At 70.0% G+C, this 21,096-nt stretch carries 23 protein-coding genes and 1 tRNA gene; 12 read left to right on the top strand and 12 right to left on the bottom strand.

What is annotated here, in order from left to right; translation table 11 throughout:
* Positions 1-184 precede the first annotated feature (184 nt).
* Complete coding sequence (locus AC3RX0_RS09165) at positions 185-958, bottom strand: helix-turn-helix transcriptional regulator (protein ID WP_491505672.1); 774 nt, start codon at positions 956-958, stop codon at positions 185-187.
* A 77-nt stretch (positions 959-1,035) separates the two neighbouring features.
* Between AC3RX0_RS09165 and ilvD the strand changes: the two genes are divergently transcribed.
* Positions 1,036-2,940, top strand: coding sequence for a dihydroxy-acid dehydratase (gene ilvD / locus AC3RX0_RS09160; RefSeq protein ID WP_491505671.1), 1,905 nt, complete (start codon positions 1,036-1,038; stop codon positions 2,938-2,940).
* 109 nt (positions 2,941-3,049) lie between these two features.
* On the opposite strand, the gene AC3RX0_RS09155 is transcribed toward ilvD, so the two are convergent.
* The gene (locus tag AC3RX0_RS09155; protein WP_491505670.1) at positions 3,050-4,294 is read right to left on the bottom strand and encodes an MFS transporter; all 1,245 of its coding nucleotides are present in this window, start codon (positions 4,292-4,294) and stop codon (positions 3,050-3,052) included.
* 102 nt (positions 4,295-4,396) lie between these two features.
* On the opposite strand from AC3RX0_RS09155, the gene AC3RX0_RS09150 reads away from it, so the two are divergent.
* The gene (locus tag AC3RX0_RS09150) at positions 4,397-4,990 is read left to right on the top strand and encodes a YdcF family protein (protein ID WP_491505669.1); all 594 of its coding nucleotides are present in this window, start codon (positions 4,397-4,399) and stop codon (positions 4,988-4,990) included.
* 7 nt (positions 4,991-4,997) lie between these two features.
* Here the strand turns inward: AC3RX0_RS09150 and AC3RX0_RS09145 are convergent, their stop codons facing one another.
* The 5 genes from AC3RX0_RS09145 to AC3RX0_RS09125 all read right to left on the bottom strand — a co-directional run bounded on the left by AC3RX0_RS09145 (position 4,998) and on the right by AC3RX0_RS09125 (position 7,312).
* Positions 4,998-5,372, bottom strand: coding sequence for a DUF7882 family protein (locus tag AC3RX0_RS09145; RefSeq protein WP_491505668.1), 375 nt, complete (start codon positions 5,370-5,372; stop codon positions 4,998-5,000).
* A 14-nt stretch (positions 5,373-5,386) separates the two neighbouring features.
* Positions 5,387-6,193, bottom strand: a complete 807-nt coding sequence (locus AC3RX0_RS09140) for a response regulator transcription factor (protein WP_491505667.1) — start codon at positions 6,191-6,193, stop codon at positions 5,387-5,389.
* A 40-nt stretch (positions 6,194-6,233) separates the two neighbouring features.
* Positions 6,234-6,482: a hypothetical protein gene (locus tag AC3RX0_RS09135; RefSeq protein WP_491505666.1), complete on the bottom strand. Its 249-nt coding sequence runs from the start codon at positions 6,480-6,482 to the stop codon at positions 6,234-6,236.
* A gap of 39 nt (positions 6,483-6,521) precedes the next feature.
* Positions 6,522-7,073 carry a Dps family protein gene (locus AC3RX0_RS09130; RefSeq protein ID WP_491505665.1) on the bottom strand — a complete coding sequence of 184 codons (552 nt, stop codon included), beginning with the start codon at positions 7,071-7,073 and terminating at the stop codon, positions 6,522-6,524.
* 165 nt (positions 7,074-7,238) lie between these two features.
* Positions 7,239-7,312, bottom strand: a tRNA-Gly gene (locus tag AC3RX0_RS09125).
* A gap of 130 nt (positions 7,313-7,442) precedes the next feature.
* On the opposite strand from AC3RX0_RS09125, the gene dcd reads away from it, so the two are divergent.
* The gene (gene dcd / locus AC3RX0_RS09120) at positions 7,443-8,048 is read left to right on the top strand and encodes a dCTP deaminase (protein WP_491505664.1); all 606 of its coding nucleotides are present in this window, start codon (positions 7,443-7,445) and stop codon (positions 8,046-8,048) included.
* A 302-nt stretch (positions 8,049-8,350) separates the two neighbouring features.
* On the opposite strand, the gene AC3RX0_RS09115 is transcribed toward dcd, so the two are convergent.
* The gene (locus tag AC3RX0_RS09115; protein WP_491505663.1) at positions 8,351-9,190 is read right to left on the bottom strand and encodes a MarR family winged helix-turn-helix transcriptional regulator; all 840 of its coding nucleotides are present in this window, start codon (positions 9,188-9,190) and stop codon (positions 8,351-8,353) included.
* A 106-nt stretch (positions 9,191-9,296) separates the two neighbouring features.
* On the opposite strand from AC3RX0_RS09115, the gene AC3RX0_RS09110 reads away from it, so the two are divergent.
* Positions 9,297-9,914: a MarR family winged helix-turn-helix transcriptional regulator gene (locus AC3RX0_RS09110; protein ID WP_491505662.1), complete on the top strand. Its 618-nt coding sequence runs from the start codon at positions 9,297-9,299 to the stop codon at positions 9,912-9,914.
* A gap of 267 nt (positions 9,915-10,181) precedes the next feature.
* Here the strand turns inward: AC3RX0_RS09110 and AC3RX0_RS09105 are convergent, their stop codons facing one another.
* Positions 10,182-11,537, bottom strand: a complete 1,356-nt coding sequence (locus tag AC3RX0_RS09105; RefSeq protein ID WP_491505661.1) for an MFS transporter — start codon at positions 11,535-11,537, stop codon at positions 10,182-10,184.
* Between the two features lie 222 nt (positions 11,538-11,759).
* On the opposite strand from AC3RX0_RS09105, the gene dnaK reads away from it, so the two are divergent.
* The 5 genes from dnaK to AC3RX0_RS09080 all read left to right on the top strand — a co-directional run bounded on the left by dnaK (position 11,760) and on the right by AC3RX0_RS09080 (position 16,313).
* On the top strand, positions 11,760-13,628 hold the full coding sequence (dnaK, locus tag AC3RX0_RS09100) for a molecular chaperone DnaK (protein ID WP_491505660.1): 1,869 nt from the start codon (positions 11,760-11,762) through the stop codon (positions 13,626-13,628).
* A gap of 3 nt (positions 13,629-13,631) precedes the next feature.
* Complete coding sequence (locus tag AC3RX0_RS09095; protein ID WP_491505659.1) at positions 13,632-14,222, top strand: nucleotide exchange factor GrpE; 591 nt, start codon at positions 13,632-13,634, stop codon at positions 14,220-14,222.
* 12 nt (positions 14,223-14,234) lie between these two features.
* The gene (locus tag AC3RX0_RS09090; RefSeq protein ID WP_491505658.1) at positions 14,235-15,224 is read left to right on the top strand and encodes a DnaJ C-terminal domain-containing protein; all 990 of its coding nucleotides are present in this window, start codon (positions 14,235-14,237) and stop codon (positions 15,222-15,224) included.
* Between the two features lie 35 nt (positions 15,225-15,259).
* Positions 15,260-15,712 (top strand): heat shock protein transcriptional repressor HspR, encoded by a 453-nt coding sequence (locus AC3RX0_RS09085; RefSeq protein ID WP_491505657.1) that lies wholly within the window; start codon positions 15,260-15,262, stop codon positions 15,710-15,712.
* A gap of 130 nt (positions 15,713-15,842) precedes the next feature.
* Positions 15,843-16,313: a DUF1348 family protein gene (locus AC3RX0_RS09080; RefSeq protein WP_491505656.1), complete on the top strand. Its 471-nt coding sequence runs from the start codon at positions 15,843-15,845 to the stop codon at positions 16,311-16,313.
* Between the two features lie 47 nt (positions 16,314-16,360).
* Here AC3RX0_RS09080 and AC3RX0_RS09075 read toward each other — a convergent pair whose 3' ends face one another.
* From AC3RX0_RS09075 to AC3RX0_RS09065, 3 genes are read right to left on the bottom strand one after another with little or no spacing between them, the layout of a single operon-like run.
* Positions 16,361-16,972, bottom strand: coding sequence for a CbiQ family ECF transporter T component (locus tag AC3RX0_RS09075; RefSeq protein ID WP_491505655.1), 612 nt, complete (start codon positions 16,970-16,972; stop codon positions 16,361-16,363).
* Positions 16,966-17,682, bottom strand: a complete 717-nt coding sequence (locus AC3RX0_RS09070) for an energy-coupling factor ABC transporter ATP-binding protein (protein ID WP_491505654.1) — start codon at positions 17,680-17,682, stop codon at positions 16,966-16,968. Before AC3RX0_RS09070 ends, AC3RX0_RS09075 begins: the two co-directional genes overlap by 7 nt.
* A 13-nt stretch (positions 17,683-17,695) precedes the next feature.
* Positions 17,696-18,298, bottom strand: coding sequence for a biotin transporter BioY (locus AC3RX0_RS09065; RefSeq protein ID WP_491505653.1), 603 nt, complete (start codon positions 18,296-18,298; stop codon positions 17,696-17,698).
* 56 nt (positions 18,299-18,354) lie between these two features.
* On the opposite strand from AC3RX0_RS09065, the gene AC3RX0_RS09060 reads away from it, so the two are divergent.
* From AC3RX0_RS09060 to AC3RX0_RS09050, 3 genes are all read left to right on the top strand, one after another.
* Entirely contained in the window at positions 18,355-18,942 is a 588-nt protein-coding gene (locus AC3RX0_RS09060) for a TetR family transcriptional regulator (protein ID WP_491505652.1), read from the top strand.
* Between the two features lie 147 nt (positions 18,943-19,089).
* On the top strand, positions 19,090-19,797 hold the full coding sequence (locus tag AC3RX0_RS09055; protein WP_491505651.1) for a FadR/GntR family transcriptional regulator: 708 nt from the start codon (positions 19,090-19,092) through the stop codon (positions 19,795-19,797).
* A gap of 26 nt (positions 19,798-19,823) precedes the next feature.
* Complete coding sequence (locus AC3RX0_RS09050) at positions 19,824-21,095, top strand: ABC transporter substrate-binding protein (protein ID WP_491505650.1); 1,272 nt, start codon at positions 19,824-19,826, stop codon at positions 21,093-21,095.
* Position 21,096 lies beyond the last annotated feature (1 nt).

Below are 21,096 nucleotides of genomic sequence, written 5' to 3'. Positions count from 1 at the left end.
GGAGGCTGCACGGAGGCGATTGCGGTCCGGGCACGACTACAGTGCCAGCCGCGCACGATGCGCCCTCGTCGTGTGACGCCAAGCGTCGTGATGTGACGTAATGCGACGCAACGCCTGCCCTCGCTGGGCCGGCAGCGCGGCGCCTGTCGTCGCCGCGCAGGGAGCGGGGGATGCCGCAGCCCGGTCAGAGCGGCGTGTAGAGGACGACCTGCAGGTCGGGGCGGTCGGACGGGCGCAGCTGATGGTGCTCGAAGCGCACCGTGCGTCCGTCGCCGAGGTGGAACACGCGCTCGCGGGACTCGAACCCGCCGACGTCGTAGGACTCCCACCCGGCGCGGAACTCCGAGCTCGCCTCGCCGAGCGCCTGCACGAGCTGCGCGGTGGACGGGTCGGCCAGCCGCCCCGCCTCGGCGCGGAACTCGGCGAGGAAGCGGCGGCTCGTGACATCCCAGTCGTCCAACAGTGTCCGCACGTACGGGTCGGTGAACACGAGCCACAGCAGGTTGCGCTCACCGGGGGCGACGTCGGCGATCGGCGGGTACAGGCGGGCATACGCGGCGTTCCACCCGGCCATGCCCCAGTCCGGGGTCAGCGCATATGCCGGGTGCGGCAGCGCGTCGAGCAGCCGCTGCACGTGCGCGGGCGCCGGCTCGACGTGCGCAGGCCGCGGCGGCGCATATCCGGCGAGTCCGAGGGCGTACGCGCGCTCGGCCTCGGTCAGCCGCAGCGCGTCGGCGACGGCGGTCAGCACCTGGCGGGAGGGGTGGATGTCGCGACCCTGCTCGAGCCACGTGTACCAGGTGATGCTCACGCCCGACGCGACCGAGACCTCTTCGCGGCGCAGGCCGGTCGCCCGTCCGCGCGACGCCGGGGGCAGCCCCAGCGCGGCCCGGTCGAGCCGCTCGCGGCGGGAGCGCAGGAACGCCCCCAGCTCGCGGCGGCGGGGATCGGCATCCATTCCTCCAGGGTAGTGCTGTCACTACTAGCACAAGCGCCGTCTGTCACGGCGTCCCACTAACACCCGAGAATCGGAAGATGCCCGCTCTGCGTTCCCGTACCGTCACCCATGGCCGCAACATGGCCGGCGCCCGCGCTCTGCTGCGCGCCGCCGGCGTCGCCCGCGAGGACTTCGGCAAGCCGATCATCGCGGTCGCGAACAGCTTCACCGAGTTCGTGCCCGGCCACACCCATCTGCAGCCGGTGGGCCGCATCGTCAGCGAGGCGATCCAGGCGGCGGGCGGCATCGCCCGCGAGTTCAACACGATCGCCGTCGACGACGGGATCGCAATGGGCCACTCGGGCATGCTCTATTCGCTGCCCAGCCGCGACATCATCGCCGACTCGGTCGAGTACATGGTCAATGCCCACCAGGCCGACGCGCTCGTGTGCATCTCGAACTGCGACAAGATCACGCCCGGCATGCTGATGGCAGCTCTCCGCCTGAACATCCCGACCGTGTTCGTCTCGGGCGGTCCGATGGAGTCGGGCCGCGCCGTGCTGCAGGACGGCACCGTGCGCACGCTCGACCTGGTCGATGCGATCAGCGAGGCCGTGAACGAGAGCATCTCGGACGCCGACATCCTGCGCATCGAGGAGTCGGCGTGCCCGACCTGCGGCTCGTGCTCGGGCATGTTCACCGCGAATTCGATGAACTGCCTCACCGAGGCGATCGGCCTGGCGCTGCCGGGCAACGGCTCGGTGCTGGCCACCCATACCGCCCGCCGCGCGCTGTACGAGCGGGCCGGGCAGGTCGTCGTCGACATCGCGCACCGGTACTACGACGGCGACGACGCGTCGGTGCTGCCGCGCTCGATCGCGACCCCCGCGGCGTTCGGCAACGCGATGGCGCTCGACATCGCGATGGGCGGGTCGACCAACACGATCCTGCACCTGCTCGCCGCCGCGCACGAGGCGGGCGTGGACTTCGGGCTCGACGACATCGACGCCGTCTCACGCCGAGTGCCGTGCCTGGCGAAGGTCGCCCCGAACGTGGCCGGCGACCGCACCTACTACATGGAGGACGTGCATCGCGCCGGCGGCATCCCCGCGATCCTCGGCGAGCTGCGCCGCGGCGGGCTGCTCGACGAAGGCGTGCACTCCGTGCACTCCCCGTCGCTGGGTGAATGGCTCGACGCGTGGGACATCCGCGGCGGTCGTGTGTCGGACGAGGCGCGGGACGTCTGGTACGCCGCACCCGGTGGGGTGCGGTCGTCGTCGGCGTTCAGTCAGTCCGAGCGCTGGCTGGCGCTGGACGAGGATGCCGCGACCGGCTGCATCCGGGATGTCGAGCACGCCTACTCGGTCGACGGCGGGCTCGCCGTGCTGCGCGGCAACATCGCCGTGGACGGCGCGGTGGTCAAGACGGCCGGCGTCGATCCGTCGATCTGGACGTTCTCGGGGCCCGCGGTCGTGTGCGAGTCGCAGGACGAGGCCGTCGAGAAGATCCTGAACAAGCAGATCGGTGAGGGCGATGTCGTCGTCATCCGCTACGAGGGGCCCAAGGGCGGCCCGGGCATGCAGGAGATGCTGTACCCGACGTCGTTCCTGAAGGGCCGGGGCCTCGGCAAGAAGTGCGCGCTGATCACCGACGGCCGCTTCTCGGGCGGCACCTCGGGCCTGTCGATCGGACACATCTCGCCCGAGGCTGCGTCGGGCGGGCTCATCGCGCTCGTCGAGGACGGCGACATCGTCTCGATCGACATCCCGACCCGGTCGCTCACGCTCGACGTGCCCGACGACGTGCTCGCCGCGCGCCGTGAGGCGCTGCTCGCGGCCGGCGGCTACCGGCCCCGCACCCGCGTGCGGCACGTGTCCGCCGCGCTGCGCGCGTACGCGGTCATGGCGCAGTCGGCCGACAAGGGCGCGGTGCGCGATGTCGACGCGGTCGAGCGGGCAGTGGATGCCGCGGCCGCCCGCGCCGCGGAGGCGCTCGCCGTCTGACCCGCGTTTCTCGGTCGTTGAGCGAGCGTCAGCGAGTCGAAACGACGCAGTAGGGGCGCGTTTCGTCTCGGTCGCGCTGCGCGCGGCCTCGCTCAACGAGCGGTGGCTGCTACCGGCGCCGAGCCGGGGTGAGCTCGCCGCGCAGGATCGCCGCGGCGATCGCCATGGCCAGCACGACCAGCGCGACGATCATCGCGACGGCGCCGCCCCAACCCGCCATCGCGAAGAAGACGCCGCCCAGCCAGCCGAACACGCTGGAGCCCACGTAATAGAAGAGGTTGTAGAGCGAGGATGCCTGGGCCCGACCGGTCGTGGCATCCGCCCCCGTCCATCCCGAGGCGACGGCGTGCGCGCCGAAGAATCCCGCCGTGGCGATCACGAGCCCGGCGATGACGACCGGCAGGGAGTCGACGAGCGTGATCAGCACGCCGATCGCCATGAGCAGGGCCGATGCCAGCAGCACGGGCATCCGCCGGTAGCGGCTGGCCAGGGCCCCCGCGCGCTGCGACGACCACGTGCCGGCGAGGTAGGCGAGGAAGATGAGCGCCGTCACGCCCACGGGCAGACCGAACGGGGGAGCCTCGAGCCGGAACGTGAGGAAGTTGTACATCGCCACGAACCCGCCCATCAGGGCCAGCGCCTGGAAATAGAGGGCCAGCTGGCGCCGCGAGCGCAGGTGTGTCGCGAGACGACCGATCAGTGCGCGGGCGGCGGCGCCGCCGCGGGCGCGGCTCGGGGCGAATCCGCGCGGGCGCGGTGCGAGCACGATGAAGGCGACCGCCGCGACCGCGCATACGACGGCGACCGCGAACACGCCCATGCGCCAGCCGATCCATTCCGCGACGGGACCTGCGATCAGGCGCCCGCTGAGCCCGCCGATCGTGGTTCCGGCCACGTACGTGCCGGCGGCGCGGGCGGCGCTGCGCGGATCGACCTCTTCGGTCAGGTAGGCGATCGCGACGGCGGGGACGCCTCCGATCATGAGGCCTTCGAAGAACCGGCCGGTGAGCATCCCGCCGAACCAGGGGATGAACGGGACGACGAGGCCGAACACGGTCGCCGCCGAGATCGCGATCGCCATGGCCCGTACCCGGCCCAGGCGGTCGGCGACGGCCGACCACGGGATCACGCCGACGGCCAGGCCCAGCGTCGCCGCCGAGATCGTGAGCGCCGAGGCTGCGGCATCCACGTCGAAATCGGTGGAGATCTCGGGCAGGGTCGCCTGCGGCGAGTACAGCTGCGCGAACGTCGCGATGCCGGCGAAGAACAGCGCCGCCAGCAGACGCTTGTAGGCGCGGGTGCCGCGCGCGTGGCCGGTGAAGGGGGCGGCGTTCTGCTCCACGGGTCCGGTCACCGTTCCACGCTAGACCTCGCGCCCGCTTCGCCCTGCCGCTCGGTCCGATCGCCAGTGAGCGCAGCGAGTCGAAACGACGCCCGTCGGCCTACGCTGGTTGCCGTGCGCGCCCGACTTCTTGCGATCCCCGTGCTGGTCGTCGCGGGCGTGCTCGCGTGGGGTGAGCTCGTCAGCCGGCGCGCGAGCCGTCGCGGGCTCGGACCCGGAGTGACCGCGCCGCGCAGCGAGGCCGTCGTGGTGCTGGGGTTCGGCAATCGTCGCCGCCGGGCGAACCTCGTGAACAGATATCGGGTGCGCGTCGGCATCCGTTCCCGCGACCCGCGGGTGTCGGACAGCGTGCTGGTGCTGTGCGGTGGGCCGGTCGCGGGCTTCCTGCCCGAGGCCGACGTCATGGCCGCGTATGCCCGCGAGGTCGGATACCGCGGCCCGATGGAACTCGAGCGGGACAGCACGACGACGTGGGAGAACATCCTGTATGCGATTGCGCTCATCGAGCGCGCCGATGCGATCAAGATCGTGTCGGATCCGGTGCACGCCGAGAAGGGACGCTTGTATCTGAGGATGCTGCGGCCCGACCTGGCGGCGCGGCTCGTGCGCGGGTGCGACTACCGCTTCGGAGAGCTCGTGCTGCTCAAGCCGGTCGCCGCCGTTGCGGGCCTCATCGGACTGCGGCGGGCGCGGCGCGGCGACGTGTGATCGAAGGTCAGGCCACCGGCTCCACCGGCTCGACGGGTTCCAAGGGCTCGACGGGTTCCACGGGCTTCGCGGGCTCGGCCGGCGGAGCGGGCTCCACCGGCTCGGCCATGACGGCGGCGGGCTCCTTGACCAGCCACAGCCCGCCCACGGAGTTGGCTGCGACGGCCAGGGCCTCGAGCCAGTCGCGGTTCACGCTCGGCTGTCGGCTGCCGTGGTACTTGAACACCAAGGACGAGGTGCTGTTGATCCAGATGGTCGTCCGTCCGCCGCCGACGCTGAGGTCGTCGCGCCAGGTGAACGTGAAGGGCTCGCTCCGGCGCAGTTTGTCGGCGATCACGATCTGAAGGTGCGCCAGCGCACGATCGTCGATCTCGAACTTCACTCGGTCCTCATAGCTCAGGTATCCCATCTCTCCTCGTTCGATTCGGCCTTTGCAGGGCGGCGGAAGCCGTGGTCTATTCCCCACAGCACAGCATTCGCACGGTTCGTGACGCCGATACGGCGGTAACACGTGCGAATGTGCGTCTTGACCGAGTTGACCGAGAGGTGCAGATCCTCAGCGATCTCGTCGTTCGACAAACCTTCAGTGATGAGAGCCAGCACTTCGCTCTCGCGCAGGGTCAAGCCCTCTTCCCGGCCGGGCCAGTCGTTCCCGACCAGCCCGGCGGCACGGTGCGGACGCGCACCATCCGGTTGCCGTCCGGTGTGAACCGCTATCAGCGCCTCCACGAGCTCCGCTGCGGGCAACTCTTTGGAGAGGTACGCGTCCGCACCGTTGTCTCGGGAATCCTCCATCAATCGGTGATCCAGGTTCCAGCTGTAGATGGCGACGCGTCGCGCGCGCCCGTCCTCGACCAGACGCCGAATCTCTCCGTCGCTCCCGGGGAGCACGGCGAACGTGTCGTAGAGCGCGATGTCGACCGGGCGAGAGACCTCGGTTCCGGCATCCAGTTCGACGACCGTCACGCGGTCGCCGTAGCAGCGCAACATGGCGGCGACGCCTTCGACGACGACCTGATAGTCGTTGACGATCGCGACCCGGATTTGATTCACATGGGTCACGGTAGCGGTAAACGGCTCACCCTTCAGGGTGAAATCTTCGACCGTGGACGGGGGCTGCCGATCCTCCGGGGTGAACGGGCGTTTATGGGTCGGCTCAGGACCGCCCTGCGGCGGGTGCGATGAGGTGGTCGACGGAGCCATGGGACGAGGGAGCTATGGGACGAGAGGGGAGAGCGCGCTCTCACGGCCGTTGCGGTCGCGGAGTCGGCTCTTCGGGAATCGGCACGACCGGATCCGGTGCCGAGGGTTCTGCCGGCGGCGACGCCGGTGGCTCGCCTGGTGTCGGCATCGTCGGTTCCTCCGGCGGTGTCGGGACGACGGGCTGCGACTCGGATGGCCAGGCATCCAGATTCGCGTCGATGTCCGGGGGAGGGATCTCTTCGTCCTCATGCGGCCAGGCCAATTCGTCGTCCAGCGAACTGTCGCTCATGATGCTCCTTCTCGGTACAGCCGGGGGATGCCGGCTGACTCAGGTCTGCGGCTCGCGGTTCTCTGCACTGACCATCCACGAGAGCTGCTCGATCCGCTCGAGGATCGTGTGCAGGATGTCGGCACTCGTCGGATCCTCGTCGTCGACCTCGTCATGGACGTCCCTGCACGTCGACGCCACGGCATCCAATCGCTCTGTGATCTGATCGATGACGGCCGTGGTCATCACTTCGCCCCCGGGGAATTCGGCCAGGGTGGTGGACTCCGCCACGACATCGCTGCGCCCATCGGCCACGACGTGCAGTGCGCGCATGCGTTCGGCGATCGCGTCCGCGAACAGGCGAGCCGCCGCCGTGATCTCGTCGAGCTGCAGGTGCGTGTCGCGGAAGTTGTGCCCGACCACGTTCCAGTGCGCCTGCTTGCTCTGCAGCGAGAGTTCGATGAGATCGACCAGCACCGCCTGCAGATTCTCGCCGAGACGCTGCGACGCGGTGAAGCCGGATTCGGCGTTCTCTTCCGCGGTCAAGCGGGCGCCGGCGTCTTGCGCTGTCTGATTTCTGGTGCTCGATGTCTTCTTGGCGTTCGTGGTCATGTCGTCTCCACGAACCGACGCTATGGGCACGGCGCGCCGAGCGCACGGGGATTGCTCGCCCAGAGCCATCGTGCTAGCGGAGGAGTGCCGGGTGCGTCGGGCACAGAGGCTGGGTCGCCGGGACGCGAATGGCGGGCGCATCGCCGTCGGCGCGGCTGAGCCTGGTGGAGGGGCTGACGGGAATCGAACCCGCGCTGTCTGCTTGGGAAGCAGAAGTTCTGCCATTGAACTACAGCCCCGTGCGCGCGAACGCGCCCCGCTAGCATAACAGGCTCTCGCGCGGTGCCCGGGGGCGGACCGACCGGGCGCAGCGCGCTGCACACGGCAACACGGCGAGGGCGCCGGCGGACCCGCGGGTAGGCTGGCCTCGTGCTGCTCAGCGACCGCGATATCCGCCGTCAGATCGCCGATGCGCGCATCGGCCTCGCCCCGTGGGACCCCGAGATGGTCCAGCCGTCGAGCGTGGATGTGCGCCTGGACCGGTACTTCCGGCTGTTCGACAACCACAAGTACCCCTTCATCGATCCGGCCGACGATCAGCCCGACCTCACGCACCTCATCGAGGTCGCGCCCGACGAGCCGTTCGTGCTGCACCCGGGGGAGTTCGCCCTCGGGTCGACGTTCGAGCAGGTCTCGCTGCCGGACGACATCGCGGCGCGCCTCGAGGGCAAGTCGTCGCTCGGTCGGCTCGGGCTGCTCACGCACTCCACGGCCGGGTTCATCGACCCGGGCTTCTCGGGCCACGTCACGCTCGAGCTGTCGAACGTCGCGACCCTGCCGATCAAGCTGTGGCCGGGCATGAAGATCGGCCAGCTCTGCTTCTTCCAGCTCTCGTCGGCCGCCGAGACGCCGTACGGCGCCGGGGCGTACGGCAATCGGTATCAGGGACAGCGCGGACCCACGGCATCCCGTTCGTTCCGCAACTTCCATGTGACGGATGTCGGAGCCAGCGACGCGGGGTCGCTCGGGGGCTGAGCGGGCGCACGCCGCGACGGTCGACCGGCTGTCGGTACGGCCGTCGTGCGACGCACCATCTGTCGTTCCTGCGTCGGTGGGGCGGGTGTTCCCCGTGTTCGATGACCAGGGGTCAGCTCGGTGGGCTCTCGAGTTCGGCGATGTTCAGAACTCCGTCGATCCGGCGCTCGGCGGGGCGATAGCGGCGTGTTTCGGGCTCTGCGGTGGCGGATTGGATGAGTTATGAACCGAGTTCTGCCTTGGCGACCAAGCGAGAGGGGCCGGGCGCAGCGCGTGCGCTCGGCCCCGCTGTGTGCGACGGATCAGGCGGTGGGCTCGGATGAGCCGGTGTCGGCGCTGTCGGCGCCGCGCTCCGCGGCCGCGAAGCCGGCCGTGAAGCCCCGCTCGTAGGCGCGCTCGGCGCGGCGGTGGCCGCTCTTGCCGTGCGCGCCCGCGCCGTGCCCGTGGTGACCGTGCCCGAACTCGCCGTGCATGCACTCGTGACGGCCGAAACCGTGCGGCCCCAACCCATGCGGCCCGAAACCGTGCGGCCCGAACCCCTGGTGTCCGAACCCGTGCGGCCCGAACCCGTGCGGCCCGACGCCGGGCGCCCCGAACCCCTGGTGTCCGAACCCGTGCGGCCCGAAGCCGGGCACGAAGCCGTGCCGTCCTCCGAACCGGTCGCGGCCGAAGGCCCGGGGTCGACGCGGCTTCGGCTGCGACTCGTCCCAGCCGAGCCCCCGTGCGATCTTCTCGAGTGAGGCGGTCAGCGCTGCGAACTCGTCGGGCGAGACCGTGCCGGCGACCTTCGAGCGCACGGCGGCGACCTTCTCGGCGAGGCGCTCCTGGGCGGCCCGCCCTTCGTCCGTCAGGATCCAGGCGCCCTCGGCATCCTGGTCGACCCAGCCGAGCTCGATCAGATGGTGCAGGCGCTTGCCGCCTCGGGCGAGCTTCTCGGTGATCCACGGCGCGTCGACCGTGCCCGCGATCGCGCCGAGCAGCATCCAATCGCGGCGCGAGACCTCCTCGCCCTCGAAGGCGGCGGCGAACTCGCGGGTGATCAGTGCGTCGACCAGGCGCATCCACGCGCCCAGCGGGCGGCGATCGGTCGGGGTCGACGCGCCCTCATCGGGCTCGTCGGGGGTGATGTCATCGGTGTTCATGCGAACTCCTTTCGTAGCCTTCCGAAGAAGTCCATGTCATGTGGCATGTATATGTAGTGTGACATGCACTTCCGTTGCATGTCAAGTCACATGTAAATTGGATGCCGTGACCAGCGACTCCGACTCCGACGCCGTCGACGCCATCGCCGCGGCGCTCGCCCGCCTGCGTCCCGGCCGGGGCCCGCGGCCGGGCAGCGACGGGCCTTGGACGCACGGCGGGCCCTTCGGCGCCGGCGATCCCTTCGCGCATCGGGGCGGACAACCGCACGGGCACGGCGGCATGGGCGCCCACGGCATGCCGGACGATCCGCATGTGCACGGCGGACATGGACACGGACCGCACTCTGGCCGCCCCGTGCCACCGTGGGCCGCGGGACACGGGCGCTTCGCCGGTCCGGCGCGGCTGCGGCTGCTCGCTGCGTTGGCCGCGGCATCCACTCCCCTGTCGGTCAGCGAACTCGCCGAGACCATCGGCGTCGACCAGCCGCGCGCATCGCGGCTCGTGCAGCAGTGCGTCGAGTTCGGCCTTGTGCGGCGCGAGGCGGACCCCGACGACGCTCGGCGCACCCGCATCGTGCTGACCGACGACGGGCGGGCGATCCTCAGCCGCTTCCGCGGCGACCGGCGCGAGGCGATCGAACGCGCCCTCGCGGACTTCACCGACGCCGAACGCAAAGAGCTCGCGCGGCTGCTCGCGAAGCTCGCCGACGGCTGGCCCCGCTGATCCGCGGGACGCTCGCCCCCTATGGACGGACTCGCCCCCTGTGGACGGACTCGCCCCCTATGGATCGAGCTCGCCCCTATGGACGGACTCGCCTACCCAGTCCATAGGGATTCGGCGAGTCCATATGCCATGACGTATTGATTCGCCGAATCCCTATGGATTCGTGTGGTTCGGAAGGGTGTCGCGCGGTTCGGACGGGGAGCCGTGTGGTCCGGAGGGGGGAGCCGCGCGGTTCGGAGCGATGCCCGGGGCGAAGCCACAGCGCGGCTACGAGCCGGGGTGGGCGTGCAGCTGCTCCTGGCGGGACTTGACCGGCAGCAGCAGGATCAGGCCGACCAGCAGGACGAGGACGATCCCGAGGATGCCCCAGTACTGCACGCCGCCGATCGTGACGAACACGCCGAACATGGCCGGTGCGATGAACACGGCGGCGCGGCCGGTCGTGGCGTACAGGCCGAAGACCTCGCCCTCCCGCCCGGGCGGGATCAGTCGCGCGAGGAAGGTGCGCGATGCGGACTGGGCGGGTCCCACGAACAGGCAGAGGATCAGGCCGAAGATCCAGAACATGGTCTGGCCGCCGTCGTGCAGGACGAACACGAGGGTGCCGCTGACCACGAGCCCGATCAGCGACACGACGATGAGCGGCTTGGGGCCGAAGCGGTCGTCGAACGCGCCGCTGGAGATCGTCGCGATGCCGGCCACGACGTTCGCCGCGATCGCGAAGATGATCACCTCGCCGGCGCTGAAGCCGAACGTCCCTGCGGCGAGCACCCCGCCGAACGTGAACACGCCGGTGAGCCCGTCGCGGAAGATGGCCGAGGCGAGCAGGAAGTACACCGTGTGCCGGCTGTCGCGCCACAGCCGGGCGATGTCGCGGAACAGGATGCCGTACGAGCGGAACACGCCCACCCGCGTCCGGCCCGGCGCCGCCTTGTTCTCGGGGACCGCGATCAGCACCGGGATCGCGAACACCGCGAACCATGCGGCGGCGACGAGCATCGAGATGCGCACGTCCATGCCGTCGGCGCTCGTGACGCCGAACAGCCCCACCTTCGGGTGGATGAAGCCGAAGTACACGATCAGCAGCAGCACGATGCCGCCCAGGTACCCCATGCCCCAGCCGAAGCCCGAGACCTTGCCGACGGACTTCGCCGTCGACACCTGCGCCAGCATCGCGTTGTAGTTCACGCCGGCCAGCTCGAAGAAGATCGTGCCGACCCCCAGCAGCGCGAGGCCGAACCACAGGAACGCCGGATCGGCGCGCACGAAGACCATCAGGGCGAGCATGACGACGACCACGGCGGTGTTCAGCGCGAGCCACAGCTTGCGGTGGGCTGAGGCATCCGTCCGCTGACCGGTGACCGGTGCGATCAGCAGCACCACCAGCCCCGCGATCGTGAGGGCGAGCGAGAGCGCCTGCGAGGCGGCCGTCTTGTCGCCGAACGACGCGCTGGTCAGGTACACCGTGAACACGAACGTCGTCGCGACGGCGTTGAAGGCGGCCGAGCCCCAGTCCCACAGCGCCCAGGCGAACACGCGGCGACGCGGCACGGGCGCGGCGGCCGGTGCGGCCTGGAAGGCGGCGTTCGAGAAGCGCGGATCGGGGGCGTCGGTGCCGGTCACGCTCTCACCGTATTGGAGCGCGCGAGTGGATGCCACTCCCGCCGCCTGTCTTAAAGTTGAGTGACCGCGTATCAAGTTTGTTGACACGTCGAATCGATCGCCGTACACTTGAGTCATCACGGCTCAAGATCCCGGTTACACCGGAATTGCGGGCCGTCCAGGACTTCACACGTACACCGGGCCGCGGCATCCGTCACGACCCCCGGACAGAAAGAGAAACACATGGCACGTGCAGTGGGTATCGACCTCGGGACGACCAACTCGGTCGTCTCCGTCCTCGAGGGCGGCGAGCCGAAGGTCATCGCGAATGCCGAGGGCTTCCGCACCACGCCGTCGGTCGTCGCGTTCACGAAGGACGGCGAGGTGCTGGTCGGCGAGACCGCCAAGCGCCAGGCCGTCACGAACGTCGACCGCACCATCACCTCCGTCAAGCGTCACATGGGCACCGACTGGAAGACCCAGGACATCGACGGCAAGCAGTACACGCCGCAGGAGATCTCGGCGCGCATCCTGCAGAAGCTCAAGCGCGACGCCGAGCAGTACCTGGGCGACGCGGTGACGGATGCCGTCATCACGGTGCCCGCGTACTTCAACGACTCCGAGCGCCAGGCCACCAAGGAGGCCGGCGAGATCGCGGGCCTGAACGTGCTGCGCATCATCAACGAGCCGACCGCGGCGGCCCTGGCCTACGGCCTCGACAAGGGCAAGGAGGACGAGCTGATCCTCGTCTTCGACCTCGGTGGCGGCACGTTCGACGTGTCCCTGCTCGAGGTGGGCAAGGACGACGACTTCTCCACGATCCAGGTGCGCGCCACCGCCGGCGACAACCGCCTCGGCGGCGACGACTGGGACCAGCGCGTCGTGGACTGGCTGATCAAGCAGTTCAAGGACACCACCGGCGTCGACGTGTCGGGTGACAAGATCGCGCTGCAGCGCCTGAAGGAGGCCGCGGAGCAGGCGAAGAAGGAGCTGTCGAGCTCGACCTCGACCTCGATCTCGCTGCCGTACCTGTCGCTGACCGAGTCGGGTCCGGCGAACCTGCAGGAGACGCTGAGCCGCGCCAAGTTCGAGGACCTCACCAAGGACCTGCTCGACCGCACCAAGAAGCCGTTCGCCGACGTCATCCGCGAGGCCGGCATCAAGGTCGGCGACATCGACCACGTCGTGCTCGTGGGCGGTTCGACCCGCATGCCCGCCGTGAGCGACCTGGTCAAGAGCGAGACCTCGAAGGAGCCCAACAAGGGCGTGAACCCGGACGAGGTCGTCGCCGTCGGCGCCGCCCTGCAGGCCGGCGTCCTCAAGGGCGAGCGCAAGGACGTCCTGCTGATCGACGTGACCCCGCTGAGCCTGGGCATCGAGACCAAGGGCGGGATCATGACCAAGCTCATCGAGCGCAACACGGCCATCCCGACCAAGCGCAGCGAGACCTTCACGACCGCCGACGACAACCAGCCGTCGGTCGCGATCCAGGTCTTCCAGGGCGAGCGCGAGTTCACCCGCGACAACAAGCCGCTGGGCACGTTCGAGCTGACCGGCATCGCCCCCGCGCCCCGCGGCATCCCGCAGGTCGAGGTCACCTTCGACATCGACGCGAACGGCATCGTGCACGTGTCGGCGAAGGACAAGGGCACCGGCAAGGAGCAGTCGATGACCATCACCGGCGGCTCGTCGCTGCCCAAGGAGGACATCGAGCGCATGGTGCGCGAGGCCGAGGAGCACGCCGCCGAAGACAAGAAGCGCCGCGAGTCCGCCGAGACCCGCAACCAGGCCGAGACCCTGTCGTACTCGATCGAGAAGCTGATCAAGGACAACGAGGACAAGCTGCCGGTCGACGTCAAGGAGAGCGTGCAGGCCGACGTCGACGCGCTGAAGACGGCACTGGCCGGCGATGACGACGACGCGGTCAAGGCCGCGTACGACACGCTGAACCAGTCGCAGCAGAAGCTCGGTGAGGCGATCTACCAGGCCGCGCAGGCCGAGGGCGCCCAGGGCGACCCGAACGTGGCCGACCCGGGCAACGGCGAGGTGCCGAACCCCGAAGAGGACGTGGTGGACGCCGAGGTCGTCGACGACGAGGACGAGAAGAAGTAGGACATGACCGGCAAGGACTTCGAAGACGACGAGGTCCGTCCTGGTGGCGAGGGGTCGGAGGAGCAGTCCTCCGGCCCCGACGCGCAGGGCGGGACCGATGATGAACTGACGGTCGACGACATCCTGGGCACTGCCCAGAACCCCGATGCCGCGGCCGAGGACGCGAAGCTGGCCGACCTCGAGTCGACGCTGCTGAACGACCTCAAGCGCCTGCAGGCGGAGTACGCGAACTACCGTCGGCGCACCGAGGAGCAGCGCAGCGTCGAGATCGACCGGGCCAAGGGCGAGGCGGCCAAGGGCATGCTCCCCGTGCTCGACGACCTCGATCGGGCCGCCAAGCACGGCGACCTCGAAGAGGGCAGCGCCTTCGCCGTGATCGCCGACAAGATCCGCGGTGTCGTCGAGCGCCTCGGCGTGGTCGCGTACGGCACGGCGGGCGAGGTGTTCGATCCGCAGCAGCACGAGGCGGTCTTCCAGCAGCCGACCCCCGGTGTGGCCGAGGCGACGGTGCTCGAGGTGGTCGAGGTCGGCTACCGGCTCGGTGACGTCGAGCTGCGCCCCGCGAAGGTCGTCGTCGCCGTCCCGGCGGAATAGCCGGGAGGACCGATGGCCAGTCAGGACTGGTTCGACAAGGACTTCTACAAGACCCTCGGGGTGTCGAAGGACGTCGACGACGCCGACCTGAAGAAGACGTACCGCAAGCTCGCGCGCAAGTACCACCCGGACTCGAACCCGGGGGATGCCGCCGCCGAGGCGAAGTTCAAGGAGATCAGCGAGGCGTACGCCGTGCTGAGCGACAAGGAGCAGCGCGCCGAGTACGACCAGATCCGCGCGATGGGCTCGGGCGCCCGCTTCACGGCGGGCGGCCAGGGCGCCGGCGGGTTCGAGGACGTGTTCAGCGCGTTCGGGCAGGGCCGCGGCGGTCGCTACCAGACCGCCGGCAACTTCGAGGACATCTTCTCGATGTTCGGCCAGCAGCCCGGCGGGTTCGGGTCGGGACGCTTCGGCGAGCCGACCGGGGGCTACCGCGGCTTCGGCGGACCGCAGCGCGGGGCGGATGTCACGGCCCACACGACGCTGGAGTTCACGACCGCGGTCAAGGGTGAGACGATCTCGCTGGCCGGCGAGGACGGCAAGCCGTTCAAGGTCAAGATCCCCGCGGGGGTCGCCGACGGCCAGAAGATCCGCCTGCGCGGCCGCGGCCGCCCGTCGCCGGACGGCGGCGAGAACGGCGACATCGTCGTGACCGTGACCGTGCGGCCGCATCCCGTCTTCACCCGCGACGGGCTGAACCTGCGTCTGACCGTGCCGGTGACCTTCACCGAGGCGACGCTGGGCGCCACGATCGAGGTGCCGACCCTGGGCGGCGACCCGGTGCGGCTGCGCGTCGCACCCGGCACGCCGTCGGGACGCGTGCTGCGCGTGAAGGGCCGCGGCGTGGAGAGCAAGAAGGGCACCGGCGACCTGCTCGCCGAGGTGCAGGTGGCCGTGCCCGCGCACCTCGACGATGCCGCCCGCGCCGCCCTCGAGCACTTCGCCGAGGTCGAGCCGAAAGAGAACCCGCGGGCGGACCTCATGACCAAGTCCCGCGCGTGACCGCATAGTTGAGAAGGAGAGGGAGGTGATTCCGGATGCCGCAGCGCGAGCCTGAGCGCGAGATCGACGAGGACGCCCCTGTCTTCGCGATCGCCGCGGCCGCCGAACTGTCCGGAATGCACCCTCAGACCCTGCGCCAGTACGACCGGATCGGTCTGGTCGTGCCGGCACGGACGCAGGGCGGATCGCGCCGGTACTCGATCCGCCACGTCCAGCAGCTGCGCGAGGTCGCGCGGATGTCGGCGGACGGGATGAGCCTGCCCGCGATCGTGCGCATCCTCGAGCTCGAGGAGCGCGTGCGCGAACTGCACGTGCGCGTCCAGACGCTCGAGGCGCGCGTGCGCGTCGAGGTCGAGAACCGCCCCGGCGCGCGCGTGTTCGCCGCCGGGGCGACCGGGTCTGTCGTGACCCTGCGGCACGGGCGCCGCGTGCGTCGATCGACCGACATCGTCTTGTGGCGCCCGCGCCACCCCGACGACGAGGTCTGAGCCCCGGCATCCCTCTCGCGCCCCCGCCGACGATCCCGGGCCTACCCTGGCCGTAGGGCTGTCGCGCGCTGACGAGTGGCCGCATCGACGCGGCCGCGGACGCGCGCAGCCGTCGACGAAGGAGATGACGATGGCAGGCACGCCGATCGTCCCACCGTTCAGCGAATCGGATGCCGTGGCGAAGGTGCGCGCGGCGGAGGATCTGTGGAACACCCGCGACCCGGAGCGGGTCGCGGCCGCGTACGCCCCCGACAGCCGCTGGCGCAACCGCACGACGTGGGTGCGCGGGCACGACGAGATCGTCGCGTTCCTCACGCAGAAGTGGGACCGGGAGCGCGACTACCGACTGATCAAGGAGATGTGGGCGTACGGCGGCAATCGCATCGCGGTGCGCTTCGCCTCGGAGTCGATGGGCAAGGACGGCCTCTGGTATCGCTCGTACGGCAACGAGCAGTGGGAGTTCGACGAGAACGGCCGCTGCCTGTTCCGGCACGCGAGCATCAACGACCTGCAGATCGCCGAAGGCGACAGGATGTACCGGTGGGATGCTCCGGGTCCGCGCCCCGAAGGGCACGCCGGGCTGACCGAGCTCGGCCTGTAGCGGCGTGACCGGCGACTACCGTCGCGGCAACGAGCGCTGAGCTGCGGCTATCGAACGCCGCGGGCGGCCAGGGCCTCGCCGAGCTCGTCGGCGTGCTTGAGCGACATGACCAGGTAGGGCACGGCGAAGCGGCGCAGCCTCGGGCGAGCGCCCCGCGCCCGCTGGGCCTCGCGCACGTCGCGGGCGATGCGTCCCATGACCGGCAGCGTGCTCAGCGCGATCGTGAGTGTGAGGGCGATCCGCGCGGGGTCCAGCCGCACGAGCGCCAGCGGCGTGAGCCCGCGTTCGATCGCGTCCAGCAGGTCGGTCACGCGCGTGGTGAGCGCCAGCAGCCCCGCCAGCAGCAGCGCCGCGACGACGCGCCCGGTGTTGATCGTCGCCGGCACCGGGCCGAGGAAGACCAGCTGGCCCGCGAGCATCAGCACGGCGACCCAGCGCAGCGCCCACGCCTGCGATCCGAGCACGCGCAGCCCCAGCATCCCGTCACCGAGACCGGCGGCAGCGAACACGACGACCACGACCGCGAGCGCCGCGCCCGCCGCCCACAGGGTCGACGGCAGCAGTGACACGGCCAGCACCAGGATCGCGATGCCGACGAGCTTCGGACCGGCCGGCAGGCGATGCAGGATGCCGGCACCCGGCCGGTACAGGGTCAGCATCGCAGGCTCGCCTCGTACTCGGCGACGACCTCGCCGGGCGCGCCGGTCGCGCGCACCCGGCCGCCGTCGAACAGCACAGCCGCCTCGCACCGGCGTGCGAGGCCGAGGTCGTGCGTGGCGAGCACCAGCCGGTGGCCCGCGTCCTCGAAGAGGTGGTCGGCGATGCGCCGCGCATTGCGCGCGTCGAGGTATGCCGTCGGCTCGTCGGCGATGACGAGGTCGGGCCGCCGGACGAACGCCCCGGCGAGGGCCAGCAGCTGCTTCTGACCCCCGGACAGGTCGTGCGACGGACGCTCGGCCAGGGCGGTGAGCCCGAACCGGTCGAGGGCCGCGGCGACGCGCGCGGCAACGGCCGCGGCATCCTTCGCCCCCTTCGCCTCCGCGCGCCGGGGGCGTGCCCGCCGCTGCGGGCGCAGCGAGAAGGCGACGTCCTCGGCGACGGTGGGCATGACGATCTGAGCGTCCGGATTGCTGAACACGACGGCGACCCGGCGGCGCAGCTCGTCGAGGTCGCGTGCGGGGTCGAGGCCGAGAACAGCCACGGCGCCGGCGGCGGCGGGCACGAGGCCGGCGAGCAGCCGCGCGAACGTGGACTTGCCCGAGCCGTTCTCGCCGATCACGGCGATCGTGCGGGCGTCGAGCTCGAGCGTGACCTCGCGCAGCGCCTCGACGTCGCCGAGGCGCACCGTGACGTCCTGCAGGCTGATCACGAGTGCGACCGGGTCACGCCCACGTGCGGCGGAACGCGCGCGGGTACGCGCGCACGAGCGTCAGCGTGATCGCGGTGGCCAGCACCGCCTTGATGATGTCGCCGGGCAGGAACACCAGGCTCGTGAGGAACGTCTCGGGCAGCGGCAGCCGCGTGATCAGCGCCTGCAGCGGGATGCCGAAGGCGTACACGACCACGATCCCGCCGACCGCGACACCCGCGGACGTGCGCCACAGCGTGGGCTTGCGCGATCCGGCGTGCACGATCAGCCCGATCACGAGCGCGCCGACCACGAACCCGATGAGGTACCCCGCCGACGGGCCGACGAACACGCCGAGGCCGCCGCGTCCGCCGCTGAGCAGCGGCAGGCCGATCGCCACCAGGCCCAGGAACGCCGTCATCGACAGCGCGCCGAGCCATGGACCGAGGATCGCGCCGGCGAGCATCACGCCGAGCGTCTGCGCGGTGATCGGCACCGCACCGAAGATCGTGACCGCGCCGGGCAGACCGAGCACCGCGATGATCCCGGCGAACACGGCGACGCGGGCGATGTCTGTCGCATCGAGCCGGCGTCGCGCGGGGACGGCTGCGCGTGCGGAGGTGGGGATGTCTGTCATGGGGATGCCTCTACCTGAACATTGTTCACCTGAACGGTGTTCACTATAGTGGCGGAGTGGCCCCGATCGACAACCCGCGACGTCATTCGCGCGACGACGTGGCCCGCGCGGCGCTCGCACTGCTGGACGATGTCGGCCTGCCCGATCTGACGATGCGACGCCTGGCCGCGGCACTCGACGTGCAGCCCAGCGCGCTGTACCACCACTTCCCCAACAAGCAGACGATCCTCGCCGAGCTCGCCGACCGAATCGTGACCGCACGACCGGCGGCTGCGGCATCCGAGGACTGGACGCGGGACGTGCGACGCGCAGCGGACGCACTCCGCGACGGTCTGCTCGCCTACCGCGACGGCGCCGAGGTCGTCGCGAGCACCCTCAGCATGGGACTCGGCGCCGAGGCCGCGCGAGACCGGCTGGCCGAGGCGATCGCGGGCGGCGGGTTCGACGCCGACACCACCCGCCGGGGTGCGACCGCACTGCTGCACTTCGTGCTCGGACACGTCTCGCACGAGCAGCAGCGGCTGCAGTTCGACAGCCTCGGCGTGGTCGCGCCCGATGCGGTCGACGATGCGGCCGGTGCGTTCGCGTTCGGGGTCGACGTGTTCGTCGCGGGGCTGTGCGCCCGCTTGCAGGTGTCGCGCTGAGTTCCGCGCGACGAGATCCCGCTGCTTGTCAGACAATCTTCGGTGATTGACGGCCAAAACTGGCAGCCGTACTGCGCAGGTTCGTACGATCGAGGTCGCCGGAACGTTACCGGCCCCACCCGATTGTCAGACAAGCCGAGGTCAGTGATGCCCGTCGAACTCGAGATGCGGTTGTTCCAGCACTTCCGCGAGTTGGAGCTGCTTCCCGGTGAACCGCTTCCCCCGGAGCACGAGCTCACCCGCGACCTGTCGGTCAGTCGGCCTGCGTTGCGCGAGGGGCTCGCCGCTCTGCAGGCTCTCGGACTGGTCGTCTCGAAACAGGGATCGCGGCGCGTTCTCGGCGAGTTCAGCATGCAGTCGGTCGTCGAGGCGCTGACGAGGTTCATGGAGCCCTCGATCGACCTCATGCTCGAGATGCTCGACGTGCGCCGCGTGCTCGAGGCCGCGTTCTTCCCCACCGCCGTCGCGAACATGTCGCCTGCGACCCTGCGCGAGCTTCGCCGCCTCACCGATCGGATGGAATCGAAGGCCGCCCGCGGGCTGCCGTTCATCCACGAAGACGCCGCGTTCCACCAGTTGCTCTACACCCACGTGCCGAACGACACCTTCCACGGCCTGATCGCCGCCTTCTGGCACATGTTCGACGAGTCGTCCGAGCAGCTGCAGGTCGGCAGCGACCTGCCGGCATCGGCACACAATCACGCCACGATCGTCGAGGCCCTCGAGGCCGGCGACACGCCGCTGGCGATCCATGAACTCAATGTGCACTTCTTCGACGTGCGCGCCCGTCTCACGGCGTCGCGCGACCAGCAGCGCGCCGCCCCGTCATCCGATCACTCCACCCGAACCACCTGAGAAACCTCACCTCGAAAGGCACTGCAATGAAGCATCGCATCGGCCGCGTCTCGGTCGTCGCCGTCGGCACCCTCGCGGCATCCGCTCTTCTCCTCGCCGGCTGCAGCGGCAGCAGCGGCAGCGGCGGCTCGAACGACGGCGGCTCGACGAAGGGCCAGACGCTCACGTACTGGCTGTGGCAGGACAACGCCACCGACACCACGTGGCAGCAGCTCGCCGACGAGTTCAACGCCCAGAGCGGCCACGGCAAGGTCAAGCTGCAGGTCGTCCCCGCCGCGCAGTACCTCGACAAGCTCTCCACCGCGCTCAGCAGCGGCAACGGACCCGACGCCGCGCGCATGAAGGACTCGTGGATCGGTCAGTTCGTCGAAGCCGGCGTGCTCGCCCCGCTCAGCAAGCGCATCGACTCGTGGAAGGACAAGTCCGAGGTCGAGTCCAGCGCGTGGAACGCCGGCAAGGTGCCCGGCAGCGACGAGATCTACATGATGCCGCATCAGAACACGGCGCTGTACATGTACTACAACAAGAAGCTGTTCAAGGGCGCAGGGCTGCAACCGCCCGCGACGCAGGACGAGATGCTCGCCGACGCTCCCAAACTCACCGGCAAGGGCCACTACGCGATGGACGTGCGCGGCGGAGCCGGGGGGCAGGACCAGTGGGCGGCGTGGATGCTGGCCGGCGGCGCCCAGTTCGTCAACGCGTCCGGTGACGTCGTGCTCGATCAGGCGCCGGCCGAGACTGTCAACCAGAAGTACCTCAACCTGGCCAAGTACGCTCCTCCCGGATCCGAGACGGCATCGTTCTCTCAGGTGCAGAGCAACTTCCTGTCGGGCACCACGGCGACGATGATCCACCACATCGGCTCGCTCGCCGCAGTCCGCGCGCAGTTCGGCGACAACGTCGGGGTGATCCCGGTTCCCGCCGCCGACCCGTCGAAGCCGTCGACCGTGCAGTCCATGAGCGGCAATGTGATCTTCCAGGCCTCGCAGAAGCAGGAGCTCGCCTGGCAATGGGAGACGTTCCTGCTCGGTGACGCTCCGATGCTCAAGATGAGCACCTCCCCGCAGGGGCAGCTGCCGGTGACCACCGCGGTCGCCGACAACGAGGCGTTCAAGAAGGACCCCGCCTACCAGGTGGCCATCACAGCGGCCAAGACCGCCAAGAGCTGGCCGCAGCTGCCGGGTACCACATCGGTCATCAACGCGACGTGGTCGCCGACGATCCAGCAGGCGTTCTCGGGCCAGATCACGAGCGCGCAGATGCTGCAGCAGCTCACGGCGGAGCTGAAGAAGAAGTAAC

Source organism: Microbacterium sp. W1-4-2, from assembly GCF_058349885.2.
The sequence above is the reverse complement of the archived record's forward strand: the minus strand, read 5'-3'. Positions and strand labels throughout refer to the sequence as shown.